Origin of the sequence: Mesorhizobium sp. M0166, from assembly GCF_040322255.1 — a bacterium.
In the GTDB taxonomy this organism is placed as follows: Bacteria; Pseudomonadota; Alphaproteobacteria; order Rhizobiales; family Rhizobiaceae; genus Mesorhizobium.
The window spans coordinates 58,891-78,564 of sequence record NZ_JAMYTD010000004.1 but is presented as its reverse complement, the minus strand read 5'-3'; the positions used below and the strand labels follow the sequence as shown (position 1 = coordinate 78,564).

The window sequence follows — 19,674 nt, the reverse complement described above, 5'->3', positions numbered from 1 at the left end:
CGCTGCGGAGGAACTCGATGGACCAGCTCGCTCCTACCGAGAAGTATTCACCCTATCGTTTCTTCTCGGCCGAGCAATGGTCGCGGTTCCGCGCCGATACGCCGATGACGCTGTCCGCAGACGAGATACATCGTCTGCGGTCGCTGAACGATCCGGTCGATCTCCACGAGGTCGAGCGCATCTACCTTTCGATGTCACGGCTGTTGTCGGCTCATGTCGAAGCCAGTCAACTCCTGTTCAGGCAACGCCAGGCCTTCTTCAACGCGCTGGATGTGGCCAAGACACCGTTCATCATCGGCATTGCCGGTTCCGTGGCGGTCGGCAAATCGACCACGGCGCGCGTGCTAAAGGAGCTGCTGGCGCGCTGGCCGTCGAGTCCCAAGGTCGATCTGGTCACTACCGACGGTTTCCTGCTGCCGAACGAAGTTCTGCGCCGCAACAATCTGATGGAGCGCAAGGGCTTTCCCGACAGCTACGACGTCGGCGCGCTGCTGCGCTTCCTGTCCGGCATTAAATCGGCGCAGCGCAACGTCCGCGCGCCGGTCTATTCGCACCTGACCTATGACGTCATTCCGGGCGAGTTCCAGACCATCGACCGGCCGGACATCCTGATTTTCGAAGGCATCAATGTCCTGCAGCCGGGCAAGCTGCCGAAGGACGGCAAGATCGTGCCTTTCCTGTCGGATTTCTTCGACTTCGCCATCTACATCGATGCCGACGAGGCGCTGATCCACCACTGGTATATTGCCCGCTTCATGCGGCTGCGCGAAACCGCCTTCCGCGACCCGGCCTCCTTCTTTCACCGCTATTCGCAGCTTTCCGAGGATGCGGCCCGCGCCATCGCCGAGGGTCTGTGGACCAACATCAATCTGAAGAATTTGCGCGAGAATATATTGCCGACCCGCGCCCGAGCCGATCTCATCCTGCGCAAGGGCGCCAACCATCTGGTCGAGGAAGTGGCGCTCAGGAAACTGTGAAATCCCGGGACATTCCTTAAAGTCATCTTAACCCAGTCTTTCTATTGTCGGGCCTGATCTGCGGGCTCGGCAAACAAATGAATGCGCCATTCCTAAACATTGATCGGCCGGCAGCTGACCGCATCGCACATCCGGGCAGCGGCGCCGCAACGATTGCCCTGATCGTGCCTGTCCACAATGAAGAAGGCGCAATTGCTCCATTCCTCAAGGCGGTGTGTGAAAGCACTGCTCCGCTGAAGGACAAAGGCGTTGCCCTCGAGATCATCTTCGTCAACGACGGCAGCAGCGATACGACGCTCGAAAAGCTGATCGAAGCCCAACAAACCGATCCACGCATCCACGTAATCGACCTTTCACGCAATTTCGGCAAGGAAGCTGCGATGACCGCGGGTCTCGACAGCTGCGATGCCGATGCAGCGATCCCGATGGATGTCGATATGCAGGATCCGCCGCATGTCATTCCGCTGCTTGTGGAAAAGTGGCGCGAGGGTTTCGAGGTCGTTCTGGCCAAGCGAGCCAACCGGTCGAGCGACAGTTTTCTCAAGCAGCGCTCCGCCTCGATGTTCTACCGCGTTCACAACTGGATCGCGCAGCAGAAGATCCCGCACGATGTCGGCGACTTCCGTTTGATCGACCGCCAGGTCATCCAGGCGTTGCGGTCTTTGCCCGAACGCCGTCGTTTCATGAAGGGCCTGTTCGCCTGGGTCGGGTTCCGCACCGCAAGCGTCGAATATGTCCGCGATCAGCGCATCGCCGGCCAGTCGAAATTCTCCGGCTGGAAGCTGTGGAACTTCGCGCTCGAAGGCATCACCAGCTTCTCCACCGCTCCGCTTGAAATCTGGACCTATGTCGGCGCGACGATTTCCGCGCTGTCGTTCCTCTACGGCGTGCTGATCGTCGCCAAGACAATGATCTTTGGCGTTGATGTGCCCGGCTACGCCTCGCTGCTGGTCAGTGTTCTTTTCCTTGGCGGCATCCAGTTACTCGGCATCGGCATCATCGGACAATACCTCGGCAGGGTCTACGCCGAGATCAAGCAGCGTCCGATCTACATCGTGCGCCGCAAATATGAGGGAATGAGCTGATGGAGATCGACGCCTACCGACAGATGGCCGCCACCGAAGACGAGCATTGGTGGTTCTGCGGGCGTCGCGCCATCACCGAGGCGGTCATTCGCAGCATCGGCCTGCCTGAAAACGGGCGCATCGTCGAGATCGGCGCCGGCACCGGCGGCAACATCCGGATGCTGGAGCAGTTCGGCGCCGTGACGGCAGTCGAGATGAGCGATCTCGCGCGCAGGATTGCCTGGGAAAAGACCGGCCGCGACTTCCTCGCCGGACATCTGCCGGACAACATTCCTGTCGCGCCGCAAAGCTGCGACCTCGTCTGCCTGTTCGACGTGCTGGAACATGTCGCTGAAGACGAGGCATCGCTTGCCGCGATCCGCCAAATGCTGAAACCGGGCGGCAGCGTCGTCCTTACCGTGCCCGCACACCAATGGTTGTGGAGCACGCATGATGTGGGGCTGCATCATATGCGGCGCTATTCACGCGATCTGCTGCGTCAACGAATCGAAAGGGCTGGTTTCGCGATCGATCGGCTGAGCTACACAAATGCCGCGCTCTTCCCGGTAGCGGCGCTGGCACGACTGGTGGACAGGTTGCGCAAGTCGGCCTTGCCAGCCGGCCATGCCACGCCGCCAAAACCACTGAATGCAGTGATGAAGGCAGTGTTTTCGGCGGAAGGCCGCATCATACCAAATGCAAGCCTGCCCTTCGGCGTTTCGCTGCTGGCGGTGTTCCGCAAGGACAGCGCCGTCGAAACCGGTCGCCTCGACGAGAAATTGGCAGCTTGACCGCGTCATGGGCACCGGCTCGTATCGTCGACTATCGCGCTTTGCGCTGATTGGCATTGCGTCGACGCTGATCTATGCCGTTTGCGCTTTTCTGCTGTCGCGTGGACAGGCAACGGCGGCCCTGCCGGCGGCGCTCACATCGTTTGCGGCCTACGCCGTCGCCGCGCTGTTCTCCTACACCGGGCACAAATATTTCACCTTTACCTCGGGCGGCAGCCACGCAATGGAATTGCCTCGCTTCCTCCTGCTCACTGCTTCCGGTCTCGCCGTCGCGATCGCCCTGCCGGGGCTTTTGACCCAGATGCTTGGCGTCCCGGCCGCAATCCCGATCCTGCTTACCTGCATTGCCGTGCCGGTCATCAACTATGTCGTCCTCGGGCGCTGGGTGTTTCGTGGTCTCTAGCGCGCGATCCCTCAGTGAACTGCTGCCCGGCGCCAACCGCTTCTCGCCCTTTGTGGGCGTAGCGGGTACTCCGCTGCTGCTGGCCAGCCTGGTCGTCACATACGCCGTCTGGCTATCCACCGTTGCAATTCCGACCAATGTCGACGTGTCGTGGCTTCTGGTCGTCTGCGACCGCCTGCTTGGCGGAGAGCGGCTCAACACCGACATCGCGGAGACCAACCCACCTTTCTCGATCTGGCTCTACATGCCGCTCATGCTCCTGGAAAAGCTCACCGGCATCCGTGCGGAATTCTGGCTGACGCTTGGAGTCGTTTGCCTGAGCCTGGCCAGTATTTTCATTTCCGTCCGCATTTTCGCGCGCGATGAACCGGTCTACCGGCAGCCCCATGCGCTCTGGACAGCAACGGCGGCCCTGTTTTTGATCCTGTGTTTCATGCCGGATCAATTCGGCCAACGTGAGCACTTCGCGTTGATTGCCATTTTGCCTTGGGTGGCGTTGCAATGCACACGTCAGCGGAACCTCGATTTCAGCGCAGGCTCGCGGCTGGAGCACATGGTCGCGGGCTTTGGCGCGGCGGTCGTGGTCATGGTCAAGCCGCCCTATTTTGTGCTGGCCTTCATGTTGCCGTCGCTCTGTCTTGCGCTTGAAAGGCGGTCGCTGAGACCGCTCGTCGTCGCAGAGAACCTGCTTGGCGCTGCGATTGTGGCCGCCTATGTCGCGTCCATCGCGCTCTTCGACCGCGCCTATCTAAGCGACGTCCTGCCCTTGATCAGGGAGGTCTATCTTCCGTTGAGGGCCTCTGCCGCCGATATGCTGGCAAACTGGCCGAAAGTGGTGCTGCTTCTGGCCGCCGCCACCGTGCTTGCGGCCGGCGGCCTGAGACAGACGAACTGGGACGTCAGGATTCCGCTCCTGACCGCCCTGGGGTTCATTCCGGCCTTCATCATTATGGGCAAGGGTTGGCCCAATCACGCGCTGCCGATGGTCGTTGTTGCAACACTTGCATTTGGCATCCAGCTGCTGCGGTTCGGCACATTCGGCAGTGCAGGCGTCGTTCGTAAGGCCGCCCTGATCTTCGGTTGCGTGCTGGTGCTGCAAATAGCGGTCAGGGCACAGTACGCGGCGCTGACGACGGACAACGGCCCGATCGGGCGCTCTGTCGCCGCGATCCGCTCAACGGTCGAAGCCCCGACCATCATGTCGATTGCCGACCAGATGCAGGTTGCCCATCCCCTCGCTAGGCTTGTCGGCGGCAGGTTCATATCACGCCATCCGAGCGCCTGGGTGGTCTCCAACGCGGACACGCTCGCCCTCGTCACCGGCGATCTCGAACGGAGACGGGAACTTGAAACCATCCGCGATCGGGTGATCGGCGAAAACGCCGCCGAGATATCAGCGAACAAACCCGACATCGTGCTGTCAGGCTCGCCCGCGTGGACTGCCCAGATGCTGCAGGACAAGCGGATCGCTGCCGCTTTGGCCGACTATCGTCTGCTGCACGCCGAGCCGGAAATCACTGTCTATCTTCGTTATACGGCGGCCGCGCCGCTCCAAACCGATTGAGGAGGCTTCCAGAAACCATGGCACGGCTGGATCCAATCGCTCCGCTCGACGACATATGGCTCGATCTCGAGAGCCTCGGTGCAACATCATGAGCGTCTCGAACGACATTGACGGCTTGAGCCGGTGGCGCGGCCGGGATATCGCAGCGTCGCTGCTTCCTAGCCGTAATGTCCTGGCCATTGCCGCCGTCACGGTCTTCTCGATCGTCTGGCAGCAACGTTGGGGAACTGTTACCGACACCAGCTGGCTGATCACGGTCTGCGAGCGCATGCTGTCCGGTGAGCGGCTTTACTCCCAAATCTACGAGACCAATCCTCCATTCAGCGTCTGGCTCTATCTGCCGCCAGTGGCTGCGGCCAGATTGCTGGGCACCGCCCCGGAAATCCTGGTTGAGGCCTGGACTTATCTTGCCGTGCTCATCGGACTTTCGCTCTCGGGTGTGATCGTCAAGCGCGCGGGTTTCACTGAAACTGCATCGCTGTTTGCACTGGGGCCGGCGTTTTGCGCAATGTTGGTGATCTTCCCCGGCAACGCCTTCAGCGAGCGGGAGCATATCGGCACGGCGCTTTTCATGCCGCTGCTTGCGCTTCATGCCTGGCGCGCGCGCAGAGACGCAGCTGCCCAACCAAGCATCGGGCTTGCCTTACTCGCCGGCCTGTCGGGCAGCATTCTGCTGCTGGTCAAGCCCTACTATGCGATCATGGTGTTGGCGCCGGCGTTGGTCGTTGCAGTGCGCCGGCGCAGTCTGAAACCGATCTTCGCCCCGGAACACTGGGTTATTGGCGCCATCTGCATTGTCTATCTCAGCACCGTCACGCTCATCCATCCGGAGTTCCTGCGCGACGTCTATCCCCTCTTGGCCGATGTTTATGGAAAGATCGGCATCTTTTGGCCGATTGTGACCGGCTACGGTTTCCCATGGTGTTTCCTTGTCTTCCTGATCTGGTGGCTGTGGCCTGCCGGACGGTTTCCAGAGCTGGCGGCGGTGGCGTTGGCGGCATCGATCGCCGGCATGTTTCCCCTGTTCTACCAAGCCAAAGGCTATTCTTATCATGCCTATCCCGCGATCTTTTGCGCCGTGGCGGCCATTTTCTGCCTGCTGGCGGTGCCCAGGATCGTGCAGCAGCCGTCGAAGCTGTTGGCGTTCGTGACGGCTCCTTCGCGAGCTTGGGCCCTGGCGGCGGTGGCAATCGCTTTCTTGCCGTACTGGAGCACCCAGAAACCAGGGCCGGCGCTGGTTGCCGCCATTCGCGCCGCCACCGATCGACCGACCGTGGCGTTGGTCAGTTCGGATATTTCCTCGGGACATCCCTTGAACCGTATGATCGATGGGCAATTCGTTTCGACCCACGTCAGCGATTGGCTTGGAGCGTTCGCACTTTCCCTGTCCCGGGAGGCAGCCCTCTCGGGTGACACCGCCGAAGCCATCCATTACCAAGCCATCATGGTACGCTACGTCGAAAGCAAACGCGAAGAGTTCGCGCGTCTGCGCCCGGATGTCGTCGTCTTCAAGAAAAACAACACAATGTGGACAAGCCAACTGATGGGGCGTTTTGGCTTTGACGCCATCCTGGCGCACTACCGCATTCTCGTCGAGGACGAGACCGAGCGCATCTATCTGCGCGACGATTATGTCCGCCCGGGCGATCGGCCACCCGAACAGCCTATTTCGGCATCGTCACCCGTCGCAGCGTCAGATTGATGCGGCCGCCAATCCTGAGCAATGCCGAGGTCGACGGGTAGATACGGTCGACGCCGTGAAAGCAGAGCCGGCCTTCGCCGCCAAGCACGACGACGTCGCCGCTCTTCAGCCTGAACGATTTGGTGGCGCCGTCGCGCGTCGTCTGACCGACCCGGAACAGGCAATCGTCGCCGAGCGACACCGAGACGACAGGCGCGGAGAAATCGCTCTCGTCGCGGTCCTGGTGAAGACCCATCTTGGCATCCTGCGAATAGAAATTGACCAGGCAGGCCTCCGGCGGGTGCGCATAGGCGGATACGTCCCGCCACAGTTCGAGCAGCATCTCCGGGATCGGCGGCCAAGGCCTTCCGGTCACCGGGTGGGTCGGCTGGTAGCGATAGCCGTGCTCCTTGTCGGTGACCCAGCCTAGCGGGCCGCAATTGGTCATGCGCACGCTCATCTCCTTGCCGGTACGCGGCATCGCCGGCACGAACAGCGGGGCCTCCTGCACGACCTGCCTGATATCTTCCACCAGCACTTCCTGCATGGCGCGCGACAGGTAGCAGGGCATATGGCGGACGCCTTTGGGCAGTACGAGCATCGCGTCGCTTGATCCGTTGGCCTGGAAAATCAGAATGCCACGGTCAAATGAAAACGGCGACCCGAAAGCCGCCTCCGACGGTGGCTGCGTGCTTTAACCGGCGATCTTCGATCCCAAGCCGCTTCGGCTGTCAGTCATCCTCGACCCGGCCGCGCATTTTCTTGATCGAGCCGCGCCCGGCCTTGCTCTTGAGCCGTCTTTCGACCGCGCCTTTGGACGGCCTGGTCTTCTTGCGCGGCGGTGGTGGTGGTTCGGCGGCCTTGGCGACCAGTGCCGTCAGCCGCGCCCGGGCGTCCGCCCGGTTCTGCTCTTGTGTGCGGAAGCGTCCGGCTTCGATGACGATGACGCCGTCCTTGGTGGCGCGCTGGCCGGCAAGCTTGATGGTCCGTTCGCGCACCCGCTCCGACAGGCCAGCCGCATTGGCGGCATCGAAGCGCAATTGCACTGCCGTCGCCACCTTGTTGACGTTCTGGCCGCCTGGCCCCGACGAACGGATGAAGTCCTCGTGCAGGTCGCCCGGATTAATCACCGCATCGTCGGTAATGATGATCTTGTCGTCGGCGTTCATGCCGCAGTCATGGCGCGGCAGGCGAAAAAAGAAAAGGCCCGATCGAAGCCGGGCCTCGAAGCATCACCAGGGGCGACGGCTATTCAGCCGCGACCTGCATGCGTGGTGCGGCGCCGAGCACGGTGGCGTCGACATGGGCTTCGAACTTTTCGAAATTGTCGACGAACATCCCGACCAGCCTTGCCGCCTGCCGGTCATAGGCGGGCTTGTCGATCCAGGTCGATCTCGGGTCGAGAATGGCGCGGTCGACGCCGGCAACCGTCACCGGTACGTCGAAACCGAAATTGGCGTCGGTGCGGAAGCCGGCCGCTTTCAGCGAGCCGTCGAGCGCCGCCGCAAGCAGCGCCCGCGTTGCCTTGATCGGCATTCGTTTGCCGGTGCCGTAGGCGCCGCCGGTCCAACCGGTGTTGACCAGCCAGCAATCGACACCGTGGCGGGCGATGAGCTCGCGCAGCAGATTGCCGTATTGCGACGGATGCCGCGGCATGAACGGTGCGCCGAAGCATGTCGAAAATGTCGCTTCGGGTTCGGTAACGCCCTTCTCGGTCCCCGCCACCTTGGCGGTATAGCCAGAGAGGAAATGGTACATGGCCTGCGCCGGGGTGAGCCGCGCGATCGGCGGCATCACACCGAATGCGTCGGCGGTCAGCATGATAATGTTCTTCGGGTGGCTGGCGCGCCCCGTCTTGCTGGCGTTCGGAATGAAATGGAGCGGGTAGGCGCAGCGTGTGTTTTCGGTCAGCCCTCCGTCGTCGAAATCCGGCACGCGGCCTGCGTCGAGCGCCACATTCTCCAGCACCGTGCCGAAGCGCTGGGTTGTGGCGAAGATCTCCGGCTCGGCTTCGGCCGAAAGCTTGATCGTCTTGGCATAGCAGCCGCCTTCGAAATTGAAGATGCCGTGCGGTCCCCAGCCATGCTCGTCGTCGCCGACCAGCGTGCGCGACGGGTCGGCCGACAAGGTCGTCTTGCCGGTCCCGGAAAGGCCGAAGAAAACGGCCGCGTCGCCGGCGGGCCCTTCGTTGGCCGAGCAATGCATCGGCATCACGCCTTTTGCCGGCAGCAGATAGTTGAGCACGGTGAACACCGACTTCTTCATCTCGCCGGCATATGAGGTACCGCCAATCAACACGATCATGCGCGAAAGATCGACGGCAATCACCGTTTCGCCGCGCGTGCCGTGGCGGGCGGGATCGGCACGGAACGACGGCAGGTCGATGATCGTCAAATCGGGCATGAAATGCTCGAGTTCGGCGGCGGCCGGCCGGATGAGCAGATTGCGGATGAACAAGGAGTGCCAGGCAAGCTCCGTGATCACCCTGGTCGGCAGCTTCAGCTCCTCGTCGGCGCCGCCGACCAGGTCCTGCACATAAAGGTCCTTTCCAGCCGCATGGGCGCGAAAATCGGCAAGCAGCGTATCGAACTGGATCGGCGAAATCGCTTTGTTGTTGTCCCACCATACATGCGGCGCGGTGCTTTCGTCGCGAACCACGAATTTGTCCCTGGGCGAGCGGCCGGTGTGCTGCCCGGTCTCGGCCGCAAGCGCGCCATGCGCGGTGAGTCGGGCCTCGCCACGGCGGATTGCCTCCTCGTAGAGCGCGGCCGCGCCGAAATTATAGCGCACCACGCCAGTGGTTCTCAGGCCGATCCGGTCGATTGCACATGCAGGATTGCGTTTGCCGGCTTCCGACATGGGTGTCCCTTCTTCGATTTACCGCGTCTTTACCGGCGAATTCCGGAACTCCCATTGCAGGAGCTAAAAACGTCAAAACCAGAAAAGGCGAATGATATCAAATCATTAATCGATTTAAATATTTTGAAAGTTGTTTAAATCGTTTATATGTGCAAAAACACTGATGGTTGCCCAAAGGATTGGCGATGTTCATTCGTCCAATCCATATCGAGGTACAATTGTGGCCGCCGGCATGCCGCGCGTGACAGCGGATACAGCCTATGCCACATTTTGTACCTAATTTGTCCTGCAAAAGCCCCTTCTCGACGAAAGAAGGGACAGCTCATGAGGGAGCCGCTTGAAATGGCAACAATCGCGCTTGTCGACGACGATCGCAACATTCTGACTTCGGTTTCGATCGCCCTCGAATCCGAGGGTTATCGAGTCGAAACCTACACGGATGGGGCGTCGGCGCTGGAGGGACTGGCGGCGCGCCCGCCGAACCTCGCCATCCTCGACATCAAGATGCCGCGCATGGACGGCATGGAGTTGCTGCGCCGGATGCGTCAGAAATCCGACCTGCCGGTAATCTTCCTGACCTCCAAGGACGACGAGATCGATGAACTGTTCGGCCTCAAGATGGGCGCCGACGACTTCATCCGCAAACCCTTCTCGCAGCGTCTTCTGGTCGAACGCGTCCGCGCCGTGCTGCGCCGCGCCAGCACCCGCGAGGCGGCGGCCAAGGCGCCCAACCAGCAGGCCCGGTCGCTTGAGCGCGGCCAGCTTGTCATGGACCAGGAGCGCCACACCTGCACCTGGAAGGGCGAGCCGGTGACGCTTACCGTCACCGAGTTCCTCATCCTGCACTCGCTGGCCCAGCGTCCAGGCGTCGTAAAAAGCCGTGATGCGCTGATGGATTCGGCTTATGATGAGCAGGTCTATGTCGATGACCGCACCATCGACAGTCACATCAAGCGGCTGCGCAAAAAGTTCAAGGCCGTCGATGATGACTTCGAAATGATCGAAACCCTTTACGGAGTCGGGTATCGGTTCCGCGAAGCATGAGTTAATGCATGTCGCCCAAAAGTGGTCCCGGTTTTTGGGACAACGACATGCATCGAAACGCTAATGCATGTCGCCCAAAAGTGGTCCCGGTTTTTGGGCAACGACATGCATCAAACTAAAGACTAAGCGGGAGCTGCTATTCGATGGCAGTGGAAGTAGAGCGAGTGAGACGGTCGGGCGCCGCCAGGCGCCCGCCGCGGATTCTGCCCGCCTTCGTGTCGAAAATTACGGTGCCGATGCGCCGGTTTCTCGGTCATCACATCTTTTCCAGCCTGACGCGGCGCATCCTCTTTCTCAACCTTGCCGGCTTGGCCGTCCTGGTTACCGGCATTCTCTATCTCAATACCTTTCGCGACGGGCTGATCGACGCCCGTGTCGAGAGCCTGATGACGCAAGGCGAGATCATCGCCGGCGCGATTGCCGCCTCGGCGACGGTCGAGACCGATTCGATCAGCATCGATCCGGAGAAGCTGCTCGAGTTGCAGGCCGGCGAAAGCCTCGGCCCGGGCTCCGATCAACTCGACAACCTCGATTTCCCCATCAATCCGGAGCGCGTGGCGCCGGTGCTCAGGCGGTTGATCTCGCCGACGCGCACACGCGCCCGCATTTACGACCGCGACGCCAACCTGCTGCTCGATTCCCGCCATCTCTATTCGCGCGGCCAGATCCTTCGGTACGACCTGCCGCCGGTCGAAGAGGAGCAGCCGGACCTTCTGGAGCGCATCCAGAAGTTCGTCTTTGATTTCTTTCGCAACAAGCAACTGCCTGTCTATCGCGAGCAGCCGGGTGGCAACGGCGCCGCGTTTCCGGAAGTGGTCAAGGCGCTTACCGGCAGTCCGTCGACGATCGTGCGGATCTCGGAGCAGGGCGAGCAGATCGTTTCAGTGGCGGTGCCGATCCAGCGCTTCCGTGCCGTTCTCGGTGTGCTGATGCTGTCGACCGAAGGCGGCGACATCGACAAGATCGTCGCGGCCGAGCGCAAGGCGATCCTGCGCGTGTTCGGCATCGCCGCCCTGGTTACCGCCATCCTGTCGATGCTGCTGGCCTCCACCATAGCCAACCCGCTGCGCCGGCTTTCCGCGGCGGCGGTCAGGGTTCGCCGCGGCGTCAAGAACCGCGAGGAAATCCCCGACTTCTCCGACCGCCAGGACGAGATCGGCAATCTGTCGATCGCCGTGCGCGACATGACCAATGCGCTCTACGCCCGCATCGAGGCGATCGAAAGTTTTGCCGCGGATGTCTCGCACGAGTTGAAGAACCCGCTCACCTCGCTGCGCAGCGCGGTGGAGACATTGCCGCTGGCCAGGAACGACAATTCGCGCAGCCGGCTGATGGATATCATCCAGCACGATGTGAGGCGGCTGGACCGCTTGATCACCGATATTTCCGATGCCTCCCGTCTCGACGCCGAACTGGCGCGGGAAGATGCGGGAACCGTCGACCTCAAGAAGTTCATCACCGATCTGGTCGCCGTCTCGCGCGAGGCCACGCGCAACAAGAAGGCGGTCGAGATCGAATTCAAGGTCGCCAAGCTGCCGCAGGGCGTGAAAGGCTACTTCGTCGTCGGCCATGATCTGAGGATCGGCCAGGTGATCACCAACCTGATCGAGAATGCCCGCTCGTTCGTCCCCGAAGAACGTGGCCACATCACCATATCGCTGGCGCGCGCAGGCAAGTTCAACATCGTTACCATCGACGACAACGGGCCCGGCATCCGGGCCGATAACATCGATCGCATTTTCGAGCGGTTCTACACCGACCGGCCGGCCGGCGAGGCGTTCGGCCAGAACTCGGGCCTTGGCCTGTCGATATCCAGGCAGATCGTCGAAGCGCATGGCGGCACGCTGAGCGCCGAGAACATCCCGGGCACCAAGCCTGGCGAGATCAAGGGCGCGCGCTTCGTGGTGACGCTGCCGGCCGAAGCATGATCCCGGATATCGCGGCGTTACGGTCGTCATCCTCGGGCTTGTCCCGAGGATCTGCCGCGCAACGAGACGATGACTATGGTGCGAACACAATTGAAAGACCGGCAGATCCTCGGGACAAGCCCGAGGATGACGGGGCTGGATCAGGATTTCCAAAATGCATAACCCGGTCCGGTCATGCAGGCTGAAAACATTCACGGCACGGCGCTGTTGATCGGCGAGCGCGGCGTCCTCATCACCGGACCGTCCGGCGCCGGCAAGACAACGCTGGCGCTGACACTCTTGGATCATTGCCGCGCGCGCGGGCTTTTTTCGCGGCTTATCGGCGACGACAGGCTGCTCGCCATGGCTCACACCGGGCGGCTGGTCTGTCGCGTACCGACGGCCATCGCCGGTCTCGCCGAAGTGCCTGGGTTCATGCCGCGCCCGCTGCCGTTCGAGCTGGGTGGCGTGATCGACCTGCATGTCCGGCTGGTGCCGAAGGCAGAAATGGCCCGTTTTCAGGAGGAAGTCAGCGAGCCGGTGGCAGGCTGTCCAGTGCTGCGCATCGATCTTGCCGGGCGCAATGTAGCGGCGGCCTTGCCGGCAGTGATGTCGCGCCTGTCGATTGCGCCTTTCCTGTGATCCGATTTCGATTTTTTGCTGCAATGCGTCAAATTGGCTTGGGCCGGCGCAATTTTGGGCTTGTCAACGGGCCTTGCGTCGACAAGATAGCGCTCCCGCCACCTGGAACGGTCGGCGAGCATAAAATGCGCCTGTGAAGCGGCGATGACGGGAGCCACCAAAGAATGATCGGACTCGTGCTTGTAACGCACGGTCAACTGGCCGCCGAGTTCCGCAATGCCGTGGAACATGTCGTTGGGCCACAAGACAATTTCGAGACCGTGGCGATCGGTGCCGACGACGATATGGAACAGCGCCGCCGCGACATTATCGACGCAGTCGGCCGCGTCGATACGGGATCGGGCGTCATCGTTTTGACCGACATGTTCGGCGGCACGCCCTCCAACCTCGCCATTTCCGTGATGGAATCCGGTCGTATCGAGGTCATTGCCGGCATGAACCTGCCGATGCTGATCAAGCTGTCCAGCGTTCGCAAAGGCGACAACATGACGGCCGCGCTGGATGAGGCGCAGGCTGCCGGCCGTAAATACATCAATGTCGCCAGTCAGCTCCTGAGCAGCAAATGAGTGCCCTGTTGCCGGAAAAGGACAAGATCGTTCGCGACTTTCCGATCGTCAACCAGCGCGGCCTGCACGCGCGCGCCTCGGCCAAGTTCGTTCAAATCGCCAGTGGCTTCAACGCCACGGTCCAGGTCGAGAAGGATGGCGTCAAGGTCGGCGGTACCTCGATTATGGGCCTGATGATGCTGGCGGCGAGCCCCGGTTATTCGATCCGCGTCACCGCTACCGGCCCGGAGGCCGAAGAGGTCATCGATGCGCTGGAGCAACTGGTTGCTTCCCGTTTTGGCGAGGAATGCTGACGTGCTGATCGCTGCTGAAGACATGCACGGATAAAGATTTCTTTATATCCCATTGTCGTCCGACTCCCGATCTGCTAGTCAGGCCGGCACCTCGCGCCCTCCGACACGCTTTCGGGGCGGGCGCGTCCCGCAATCAATTCGCATCGGAGCACTGCCATGACGGGTAGCAAGGACTATGTGGTCGCAGACATCGCGCTTGCCGGCTGGGGCCGCAAGGAGATCGAGATCGCCGAAACCGAAATGCCTGGCCTGATGGCCTGCCGCGAGGAATTCGGCGACAGGAAGCCGCTCAAGGGCGCGCGCATCACCGGCTCGCTGCACATGACCATCCAGACGGCGGTGCTGATCGAAACGCTTAAGGCGCTCGGCGCCGATATCCGCTGGGCTTCCTGCAACATCTTCTCGACCCAGGACCACGCTGCCGCGGCCATTGCCGAGGCCGGAATTCCGGTGTTTGCCGTCAAGGGAGAGACGCTGGAGGATTATTGGGTCTACACCGACAAGATCTTCCAGTGGGCCGATGGCAGCACCTCCAACATGATCCTCGACGACGGTGGCGATGCCACCATGTACATCCTGATCGGCGCCCGCGCCGAGGCCGGCGAGGATGTGCTGTCCAATCCGGGCAGCGAAGAGGAAGAGATCCTGTTTGCTCAGATCAAGAAGCGCATGCAGGCATCGCCCGGCTTCTTCACTAAGCAGAAGGAAGCGATCCGCGGCGTCACCGAAGAGACGACGACCGGCGTCAATCGGCTCTATCAGTTGCAGAAAAAAGGCCTGCTGCCGTTCCCGGCGATCAACGTCAATGATTCCGTCACCAAGTCGAAATTCGACAACAAATATGGCTGCAAGGAATCGCTGGTCGACGGCATTCGCCGCGGCACCGACACGATGATGGCCGGCAAGGTCGCGGTCGTCTGTGGCTATGGCGACGTCGGCAAGGGTTCGTCGGCTTCGCTCAAGGGCGCCGGCGCCCGCGTCAAGGTCACCGAGGTCGATCCGATCTGCGCGCTGCAGGCGGCGATGGATGGTTTCGAGGTGGTCACTCTCGAAGACGCCGCGCCGACGGCCGACATCGTCATCACCACCACCGGCAACAAGGACGTCGTTACCCTCGACCACATGCGCCTAATGAAGGACATGGTGATCGTCGGCAACATCGGTCACTTCGACAACGAGATCCAGGTGGCGTCGCTGCGCAACCTGAAATGGACCAACATCAAGCCGCAGGTGGATATGATCACCTTCCCGGACGGCAAGCGGATGATCCTTTTGTCGGAGGGCCGTCTGCTCAACCTGGGCAACGCCACTGGCCACCCGAGCTTCGTCATGTCGGCGTCCTTCACCAACCAGGTGTTGGCCCAGATCGAGCTGTACACCAAGCCCGGCCAGTACGAGAACCAGGTCTATGTCCTGCCGAAGCATCTCGACGAAAAGGTCGCGCGCCTGCATCTCGACAAGCTCGGTGCCCGCCTGACCGAACTGTCCGGCGAACAGGCCGCCTATATCGGCGTCACTCCGCAGGGACCGTTCAAGCCGGAACACTACCGCTATTAACCACGGCGAAACGTGCCACTAGATATTGAAGCCGGGTGATTGACTTTTCGCCCGGCTTTATTTTTGCGCTGATTGATTCTTCACGCCGATTCGCGCAAGCGCTATGGTGCTGATTCGCGGTCCGGGGACGAGGCCCGGGCGCACGCATCAGGGCGGTCTTGCATTCAGGCGGCGAAGAGGACCAAGACATGCCGGGGGATAACCCGCCTTGCGCGGGACAGGCCGTTTCCGGCGGCCATCACGATTCGATCACGGGCTCCGCTGCCAGAGGCGGCAGCCTTTTATGGCGTGCCGGCAGCCGTGTCGGGGTGCTGCTTGCTTCTTCCGCGCTGGTTGGTCCGCTGCTTGGCTTTACTGCACATGCCCAAACCCGCGTGGCGCAAAAGGCCGGGCTGTCGGTCAGCACGGTCGAGGTCATGCAACTCGCCATGTTCGTCGGCGTCATGGGGGCGGCCTTGCTGTCGGCCATCTTTCTGATCCGGGAAAGGGCGCGGACCTCGGCGGAAAATGCCGAGCTCAGGACCCGCATCGCCGACGTTAATGCAGCGCTGCAGCGCTCGGAGGCGCTGCTCCATTCCCGCGATCAGCGCGTGGTGGTATGGGCGGCCGAGAACAAGAAACCCGAGCTTGTCGGGACATTGCCGATCGAAAGCGGCGCGCCGGAGGACCGGGCCGCCTTCCTGGCTTTCGGCCGCTGGCTGATGCCGCGTTCGGCGGCCGCACTCGAACATGCCGTCGCGGCGCTGCGCGACAAGGCAAAGCCGTTCGATCTGGTCATCGAATCGCAGGCAGGCCAGCCGCTCGAGGTTCACGGCCGCAAGAGCGCGGCGCATGTGCTGGTTCGCTTCGTCTCGCTTTCGGAGACACAGCGAAGCCAGGCCAGGCTGAAGATCGAGAACCAGCGCTTAGCCGCCGACCATGAGACGCTGATCGGCCTTCTGGATGCGCTCAAGATGCCATCATGGCTGCGCACCGTCGACGGGCGGCTGAAATGGGTCAACCGGGCCTATGCCGAAGCGGTCGAGGTCGAGAATGCCGAAGCGGCGGTCCGCGATGGCAAGGAATTCCTCGGCGGCCAGGCGCGCGACACGATCGCTGCGCAACACAAGTCGCACCCCGTCTTCGAACAGACGCTTTCCACGGTCATCGAAGGCGACCGCCGTATGTTTGCCGTGACCGATTTTGCCGGGGCGGATGGTTCGGCTGGTCTTGCCTGCGACATCAGCGCTATCGAGGCCATTCGCGCCGAGTATGAGCGGACCGTGCAGAGCCACGCCGATACGCTCGATCAGCTCAACACCGCCGTGGCGATTTTCGATACCGACGAGAAATTGCGGTTTTTCAATCAGGCGTTCCAGAAACTATGGGGCCTCGACAGTGGCTTCCTGCACAGCGCGCCGGACAACGCCTTGCTGCTCGACCGCCTGCGCAGCGAAGGCAAGATCGCCGAGCAGCCCGAATGGCGGCGCTGGAAAGAGGGTTTGCTCGGCGCTTACCGCGCGGTTGAATCGCAGGAGCATTGGTGGCATCTGCCGGACGGCAAAACCATTCGCGTCGTCGCCAATCCGCAGCCCAAGGGCGGCGTCACCTGGGTGTTCGAGAACCTGACCGAGAAGATGGACCTTGAAAGCCGCTACCAGACCGCCGTGCGGGTCCAGGGCGAGACGCTCGACAACCTCGCCGAAGGCGTCGCTGTCTTCGGCCCCGACGGCAGGCTGAGATTGTCGAACCCGGCCTTTGCGGCATTGTGGGGGCTGGATGCCGATGCCTCAAAACCCAACGTTCATGTCTCGACGATCCGCGACCTGTGCGACCGCCGTGCCGTCGACAGTCCGTGGGGTGGGTTCGTTGCCGCCATCACCGGCTTCGACGACGAGCGCCGCGACCGCCACGGCCAGACCGAATTGAACAACGGCACCGTTTTGCGCTACGCCGTCATCCCTTTGCCCAACGGCCAGGTGATGATGACCTTCGTCGACGTTACCGACAGCGTCAATGTCGAACGGGCGCTGAAGGACAAGAATGAGGCGCTGCAAAAGTCCGACCAGATCAAGAACGAATTCGTGCAGCACGTCTCCTATGAGCTGCGCTCGCCGCTCACCAACATCATCGGCTTTACCGAGCTTCTTTCACTGCCGTCGACTGGTCCGCTGAACCAGAAGCAACGCGAATATATCGGGCATGTCGGCTCGTCCTCCTCGGTCCTGCTTACCATCGTCAACGACATCCTCGATCTGGCGACGGTGGATGCCGGCATCATGGAACTCGACATTTCCGAAGTTCACATCGATCGAACCATTACAGCTGCCGCCGAACTGGTCGCCGACCGGCTGGAGGAACATGCGATCAAGCTTAGGATCGACGCGGCGGCCGCGCCGAAAACCTTCCACGGCGACGAGATCCGTGTCCGCCAGATCCTCTACAATCTGCTCAGCAATGCCGCCAACTATGCGCCGGAGGCGAGCACCATAACGCTCGCCTGCCGCCAACTTGCCGACGGCGTGGAATTTTCCGTTCACGATGACGGTCCCGGCATGCCGCCGGACTTGCTCGACTCAGTGTTCCGGCGCTTCGAGCCGCGCACCAATGGCGGCCGCCGCCGCGGCGCCGGGCTCGGCTTGTCGATCGTCAAGAGCTTTGTCGAACTGCATGGCGGCAGCGTCCGCATCGAGACCGGCAGGGATAAGGGCACCACGGTTGTATGCGCCTTTCCCGACACGCCGTCCGGCATCCGCGCGGCGGCCGAGTAGCGCGTTCGATGGCGGTATTGGTGCTGGAACGTTTTCTCGCCGACGAGGCTGCGACGGCGGGGCTCGGCGAGGATCTCGCCATGTCGCTGCGCATTGGCGACGTGCTCGCTCTCAAGGGCGATCTCGGCGCCGGCAAATCGACCTTGGCACGGGCGCTGATCAGGGCACTGGCCGACGATGCCGGCCTCGACGTGCCGAGCCCGACCTTCACCCTGGTCCAAAGCTACGACGCGCGTGTGCCGGTCCATCATTTCGATCTCTACCGCCTGGGCACGGCATCCGAGCTGGACGAGCTGGGCTTCGACGAGGCGCTGACGCAAGGGGCTGCGCTGGTCGAATGGCCGGAGCGGGCAGAGGCATATTTGCCGAAAACCTCGGTGCTGGTCGAACTTCTCCAGCAGGGCCACGGCCGACTGGCGAGACTGTCGGGAGAGGGCGCCGCCTTCGAGCGCGCGGCGCGATCGCTGGCGATGCGCGATTTTCTCGGCCAGGCCGGTTGGGGCGAAGCGCAGCGGCGATATTTCATCGGTGATGCCTCGGCTCGCTCCTACGAGATCGTCACGCACGCCGGATTTCCGCCGCGCGTGCTGATGAACTCGCCAAGGCTGGTGCTCGGACCGCCAGTCCGCGACGGCAAACCCTATGCCGAGATCGCCCACACCGCGCAATCCGTGTCGGCTTTCGTCGCCATCGACCGGGCCTTGCGGGCCGGCGGCGTCAGCGTCCCGGAAATCCATGCGCAGGACCTCGACCAGGGTTTTCTCCTGCTGGAACATCTCGGTTCCCAAGGGTTTCTCGACAAGCGCGGCCAGCCGGTGGTCGCGCGTTATGCGGCGGCGGCCGAACTGCTTGCCATGATGCACGGCAAGATATGGCCGGTCCGCATGCAGGCCGGCCCCGGCGTCTTCCACGAGGTGCCGCCTTTCGACCGCGACGCCATGATGATCGAGGCCGAATTGCTGGTCGACTGGTATGTCCCGGCGATCTCAGGCGCTCCGCCGAGCGAGGCGCTGCGCGCCGGCTACCACAGCGAATGGAATGCGGTGCTCGATCGGCTGGAGGGGCGCGAATACACGCTGATGCTGCGCGACTTCCATTCGCCCAACCTGATCTGGCGCGGTGACCGTTCCGGTCACGACCGCCTCGGCGTCGTCGATGTCCAGGATGCGCTGATCGGGCCGTCCGCCTACGACGTCGCCTCGCTCGCTATGGACGCGCGCGTCACCATCTCACACGAAATCGAAAAGCACACGCTTGGCGCCTATATCGACGCGCGCCGCGCCGCCGGCGTATTCGACGAGGACGAATTCCGCGAAACCTATGCAATCATGGCCGCACAGCGCAATTCCAAGATCCTCGGCATCTTCGTGCGGCTCGAAAAACGCGACGGCAAGCCTTATTATCTGAAGCACCTGCCGCGCATCCGCGACTATCTTCGCCGGGCACTGGCGCATCCGGCGCTGGCCGGGCTACAGGATTTCTACATCGCCCACGGCTTGCTGGAGGAGCGGTCGATTTGACGGCTAAGGATTTGGGCCTGGAGGCATCGGACGAGGGACCGACGCCAACGACCGCC

At 62.1% G+C, this 19,674-nt stretch carries 17 protein-coding genes; 14 read left to right on the top strand and 3 right to left on the bottom strand.

Translation table 11 applies throughout. The features are described from left to right. Positions 1 to 17 precede the first annotated feature (17 nt). The 6 genes from coaA to NKJ46_RS06920 all read left to right on the top strand — a co-directional run bounded on the left by coaA (position 18) and on the right by NKJ46_RS06920 (position 6,501). Positions 18 to 977, top strand: coding sequence for a type I pantothenate kinase (gene coaA / locus NKJ46_RS06945; protein WP_352663496.1), 960 nt, complete (start codon positions 18 to 20; stop codon positions 975 to 977). A gap of 77 nt (positions 978 to 1,054) precedes the next feature. Then, positions 1,055 to 2,062 (top strand): glycosyltransferase family 2 protein, encoded by a 1,008-nt coding sequence (locus NKJ46_RS06940; RefSeq protein WP_352663494.1) that lies wholly within the window; start codon positions 1,055 to 1,057, stop codon positions 2,060 to 2,062. Beyond that, positions 2,062 to 2,832 (top strand): class I SAM-dependent methyltransferase, encoded by a 771-nt coding sequence (locus NKJ46_RS06935; protein ID WP_352663492.1) that lies wholly within the window; start codon positions 2,062 to 2,064, stop codon positions 2,830 to 2,832. The genes NKJ46_RS06940 and NKJ46_RS06935 overlap by 1 nt, the downstream gene beginning before the upstream one ends. Positions 2,833 to 2,839: 7 nt before the next feature. Continuing rightward, positions 2,840 to 3,235, top strand: coding sequence for a GtrA family protein (locus NKJ46_RS06930; protein WP_023677541.1), 396 nt, complete (start codon positions 2,840 to 2,842; stop codon positions 3,233 to 3,235). After that, positions 3,225 to 4,799, top strand: a complete 1,575-nt coding sequence (locus NKJ46_RS06925; protein ID WP_352663490.1) for a hypothetical protein — start codon at positions 3,225 to 3,227, stop codon at positions 4,797 to 4,799. The genes NKJ46_RS06930 and NKJ46_RS06925 overlap by 11 nt, the downstream gene beginning before the upstream one ends. 88 nt (positions 4,800 to 4,887) lie before the next feature. Further along, positions 4,888 to 6,501: a hypothetical protein gene (locus NKJ46_RS06920; RefSeq protein ID WP_352663488.1), complete on the top strand. Its 1,614-nt coding sequence runs from the start codon at positions 4,888 to 4,890 to the stop codon at positions 6,499 to 6,501. Here NKJ46_RS06920 and NKJ46_RS06915 read toward each other — a convergent pair. The 3 genes from NKJ46_RS06915 to NKJ46_RS06905 all read right to left on the bottom strand — a co-directional run bounded on the left by NKJ46_RS06915 (position 6,464) and on the right by NKJ46_RS06905 (position 9,339). Further along, a complete protein-coding gene (locus tag NKJ46_RS06915; RefSeq protein WP_352663486.1) occupies positions 6,464 to 7,081 on the bottom strand; it encodes an alpha-ketoglutarate-dependent dioxygenase AlkB family protein in 618 nt (205 codons plus the stop codon). The genes NKJ46_RS06920 and NKJ46_RS06915 overlap by 38 nt on opposite strands. 130 nt (positions 7,082 to 7,211) lie before the next feature. Beyond that, a complete protein-coding gene (gene arfB / locus NKJ46_RS06910) occupies positions 7,212 to 7,649 on the bottom strand; it encodes an alternative ribosome rescue aminoacyl-tRNA hydrolase ArfB (RefSeq protein WP_352663484.1) in 438 nt (145 codons plus the stop codon). A 79-nt stretch (positions 7,650 to 7,728) separates the two neighbouring features. Beyond that, entirely contained in the window at positions 7,729 to 9,339 is a 1,611-nt protein-coding gene (locus NKJ46_RS06905; protein ID WP_352663482.1) for a phosphoenolpyruvate carboxykinase, read from the bottom strand. Between the two features lie 342 nt (positions 9,340 to 9,681). Between NKJ46_RS06905 and NKJ46_RS06900 the strand changes: the two genes are divergently transcribed. The 8 genes from NKJ46_RS06900 to tsaE all read left to right on the top strand — a co-directional run bounded on the left by NKJ46_RS06900 (position 9,682) and on the right by tsaE (position 19,618). Further along, positions 9,682 to 10,383 (top strand): response regulator transcription factor, encoded by a 702-nt coding sequence (locus NKJ46_RS06900; RefSeq protein ID WP_023677547.1) that lies wholly within the window; start codon positions 9,682 to 9,684, stop codon positions 10,381 to 10,383. Between the two features lie 143 nt (positions 10,384 to 10,526). After that, complete coding sequence (locus NKJ46_RS06895) at positions 10,527 to 12,311, top strand: sensor histidine kinase (protein WP_352663480.1); 1,785 nt, start codon at positions 10,527 to 10,529, stop codon at positions 12,309 to 12,311. A 174-nt stretch (positions 12,312 to 12,485) separates the two neighbouring features. After that, positions 12,486 to 12,932 carry an HPr kinase/phosphorylase gene (locus NKJ46_RS06890; protein ID WP_352663478.1) on the top strand — a complete coding sequence of 149 codons (447 nt, stop codon included), beginning with the start codon at positions 12,486 to 12,488 and terminating at the stop codon, positions 12,930 to 12,932. A 164-nt stretch (positions 12,933 to 13,096) separates the two neighbouring features. Further along, on the top strand, positions 13,097 to 13,498 hold the full coding sequence (locus NKJ46_RS06885; RefSeq protein ID WP_254815942.1) for a PTS sugar transporter subunit IIA: 402 nt from the start codon (positions 13,097 to 13,099) through the stop codon (positions 13,496 to 13,498). After that, entirely contained in the window at positions 13,495 to 13,791 is a 297-nt protein-coding gene (locus tag NKJ46_RS06880) for an HPr family phosphocarrier protein (RefSeq protein WP_023677551.1), read from the top strand. Before NKJ46_RS06885 ends, NKJ46_RS06880 begins: the two co-directional genes overlap by 4 nt. A gap of 156 nt (positions 13,792 to 13,947) precedes the next feature. Further along, entirely contained in the window at positions 13,948 to 15,348 is a 1,401-nt protein-coding gene (gene ahcY / locus NKJ46_RS06875; protein WP_352663476.1) for an adenosylhomocysteinase, read from the top strand. Between the two features lie 188 nt (positions 15,349 to 15,536). Continuing rightward, positions 15,537 to 18,098 (top strand): sensor histidine kinase, encoded by a 2,562-nt coding sequence (locus NKJ46_RS06870; protein ID WP_352663474.1) that lies wholly within the window; start codon positions 15,537 to 15,539, stop codon positions 18,096 to 18,098. 8 nt (positions 18,099 to 18,106) lie between these two features. After that, positions 18,107 to 19,618: a tRNA (adenosine(37)-N6)-threonylcarbamoyltransferase complex ATPase subunit type 1 TsaE gene (gene tsaE / locus NKJ46_RS06865; protein WP_352663472.1), complete on the top strand. Its 1,512-nt coding sequence runs from the start codon at positions 18,107 to 18,109 to the stop codon at positions 19,616 to 19,618. The last annotated feature ends 56 nt before the right edge of the window (positions 19,619 to 19,674 follow it).

Coding starts and splice junctions, on each gene's coding strand:
- NKJ46_RS06880 (WP_023677551.1), top strand. CDS start 13,495: ATGAGTGCCCTGTTGCCGGAAAAGGACAAGATCGTTCGCGACTTTCCG.
- NKJ46_RS06930 (WP_023677541.1), top strand. CDS start 2,840: ATGGGCACCGGCTCGTATCGTCGACTATCGCGCTTTGCGCTGATTGGC.
- NKJ46_RS06870 (WP_352663474.1), top strand. CDS start 15,537: ATGCCGGGGGATAACCCGCCTTGCGCGGGACAGGCCGTTTCCGGCGGC.
- NKJ46_RS06920 (WP_352663488.1), top strand. CDS start 4,888: ATGAGCGTCTCGAACGACATTGACGGCTTGAGCCGGTGGCGCGGCCGG.
- ahcY (WP_352663476.1), top strand. CDS start 13,948: ATGACGGGTAGCAAGGACTATGTGGTCGCAGACATCGCGCTTGCCGGC.
- NKJ46_RS06915 (WP_352663486.1), bottom strand. CDS start 7,081: ATGCTCGTACTGCCCAAAGGCGTCCGCCATATGCCCTGCTACCTGTCG.
- NKJ46_RS06895 (WP_352663480.1), top strand. CDS start 10,527: ATGGCAGTGGAAGTAGAGCGAGTGAGACGGTCGGGCGCCGCCAGGCGC.
- coaA (WP_352663496.1), top strand. CDS start 18: ATGGACCAGCTCGCTCCTACCGAGAAGTATTCACCCTATCGTTTCTTC.
- NKJ46_RS06905 (WP_352663482.1), bottom strand. CDS start 9,339: ATGTCGGAAGCCGGCAAACGCAATCCTGCATGTGCAATCGACCGGATC.
- NKJ46_RS06935 (WP_352663492.1), top strand. CDS start 2,062: ATGGAGATCGACGCCTACCGACAGATGGCCGCCACCGAAGACGAGCAT.
- NKJ46_RS06890 (WP_352663478.1), top strand. CDS start 12,486: ATGCAGGCTGAAAACATTCACGGCACGGCGCTGTTGATCGGCGAGCGC.
- arfB (WP_352663484.1), bottom strand. CDS start 7,649: ATGAACGCCGACGACAAGATCATCATTACCGACGATGCGGTGATTAAT.
- tsaE (WP_352663472.1), top strand. CDS start 18,107: ATGGCGGTATTGGTGCTGGAACGTTTTCTCGCCGACGAGGCTGCGACG.
- NKJ46_RS06940 (WP_352663494.1), top strand. CDS start 1,055: ATGAATGCGCCATTCCTAAACATTGATCGGCCGGCAGCTGACCGCATC.
- NKJ46_RS06900 (WP_023677547.1), top strand. CDS start 9,682: ATGGCAACAATCGCGCTTGTCGACGACGATCGCAACATTCTGACTTCG.
- NKJ46_RS06885 (WP_254815942.1), top strand. CDS start 13,097: ATGATCGGACTCGTGCTTGTAACGCACGGTCAACTGGCCGCCGAGTTC.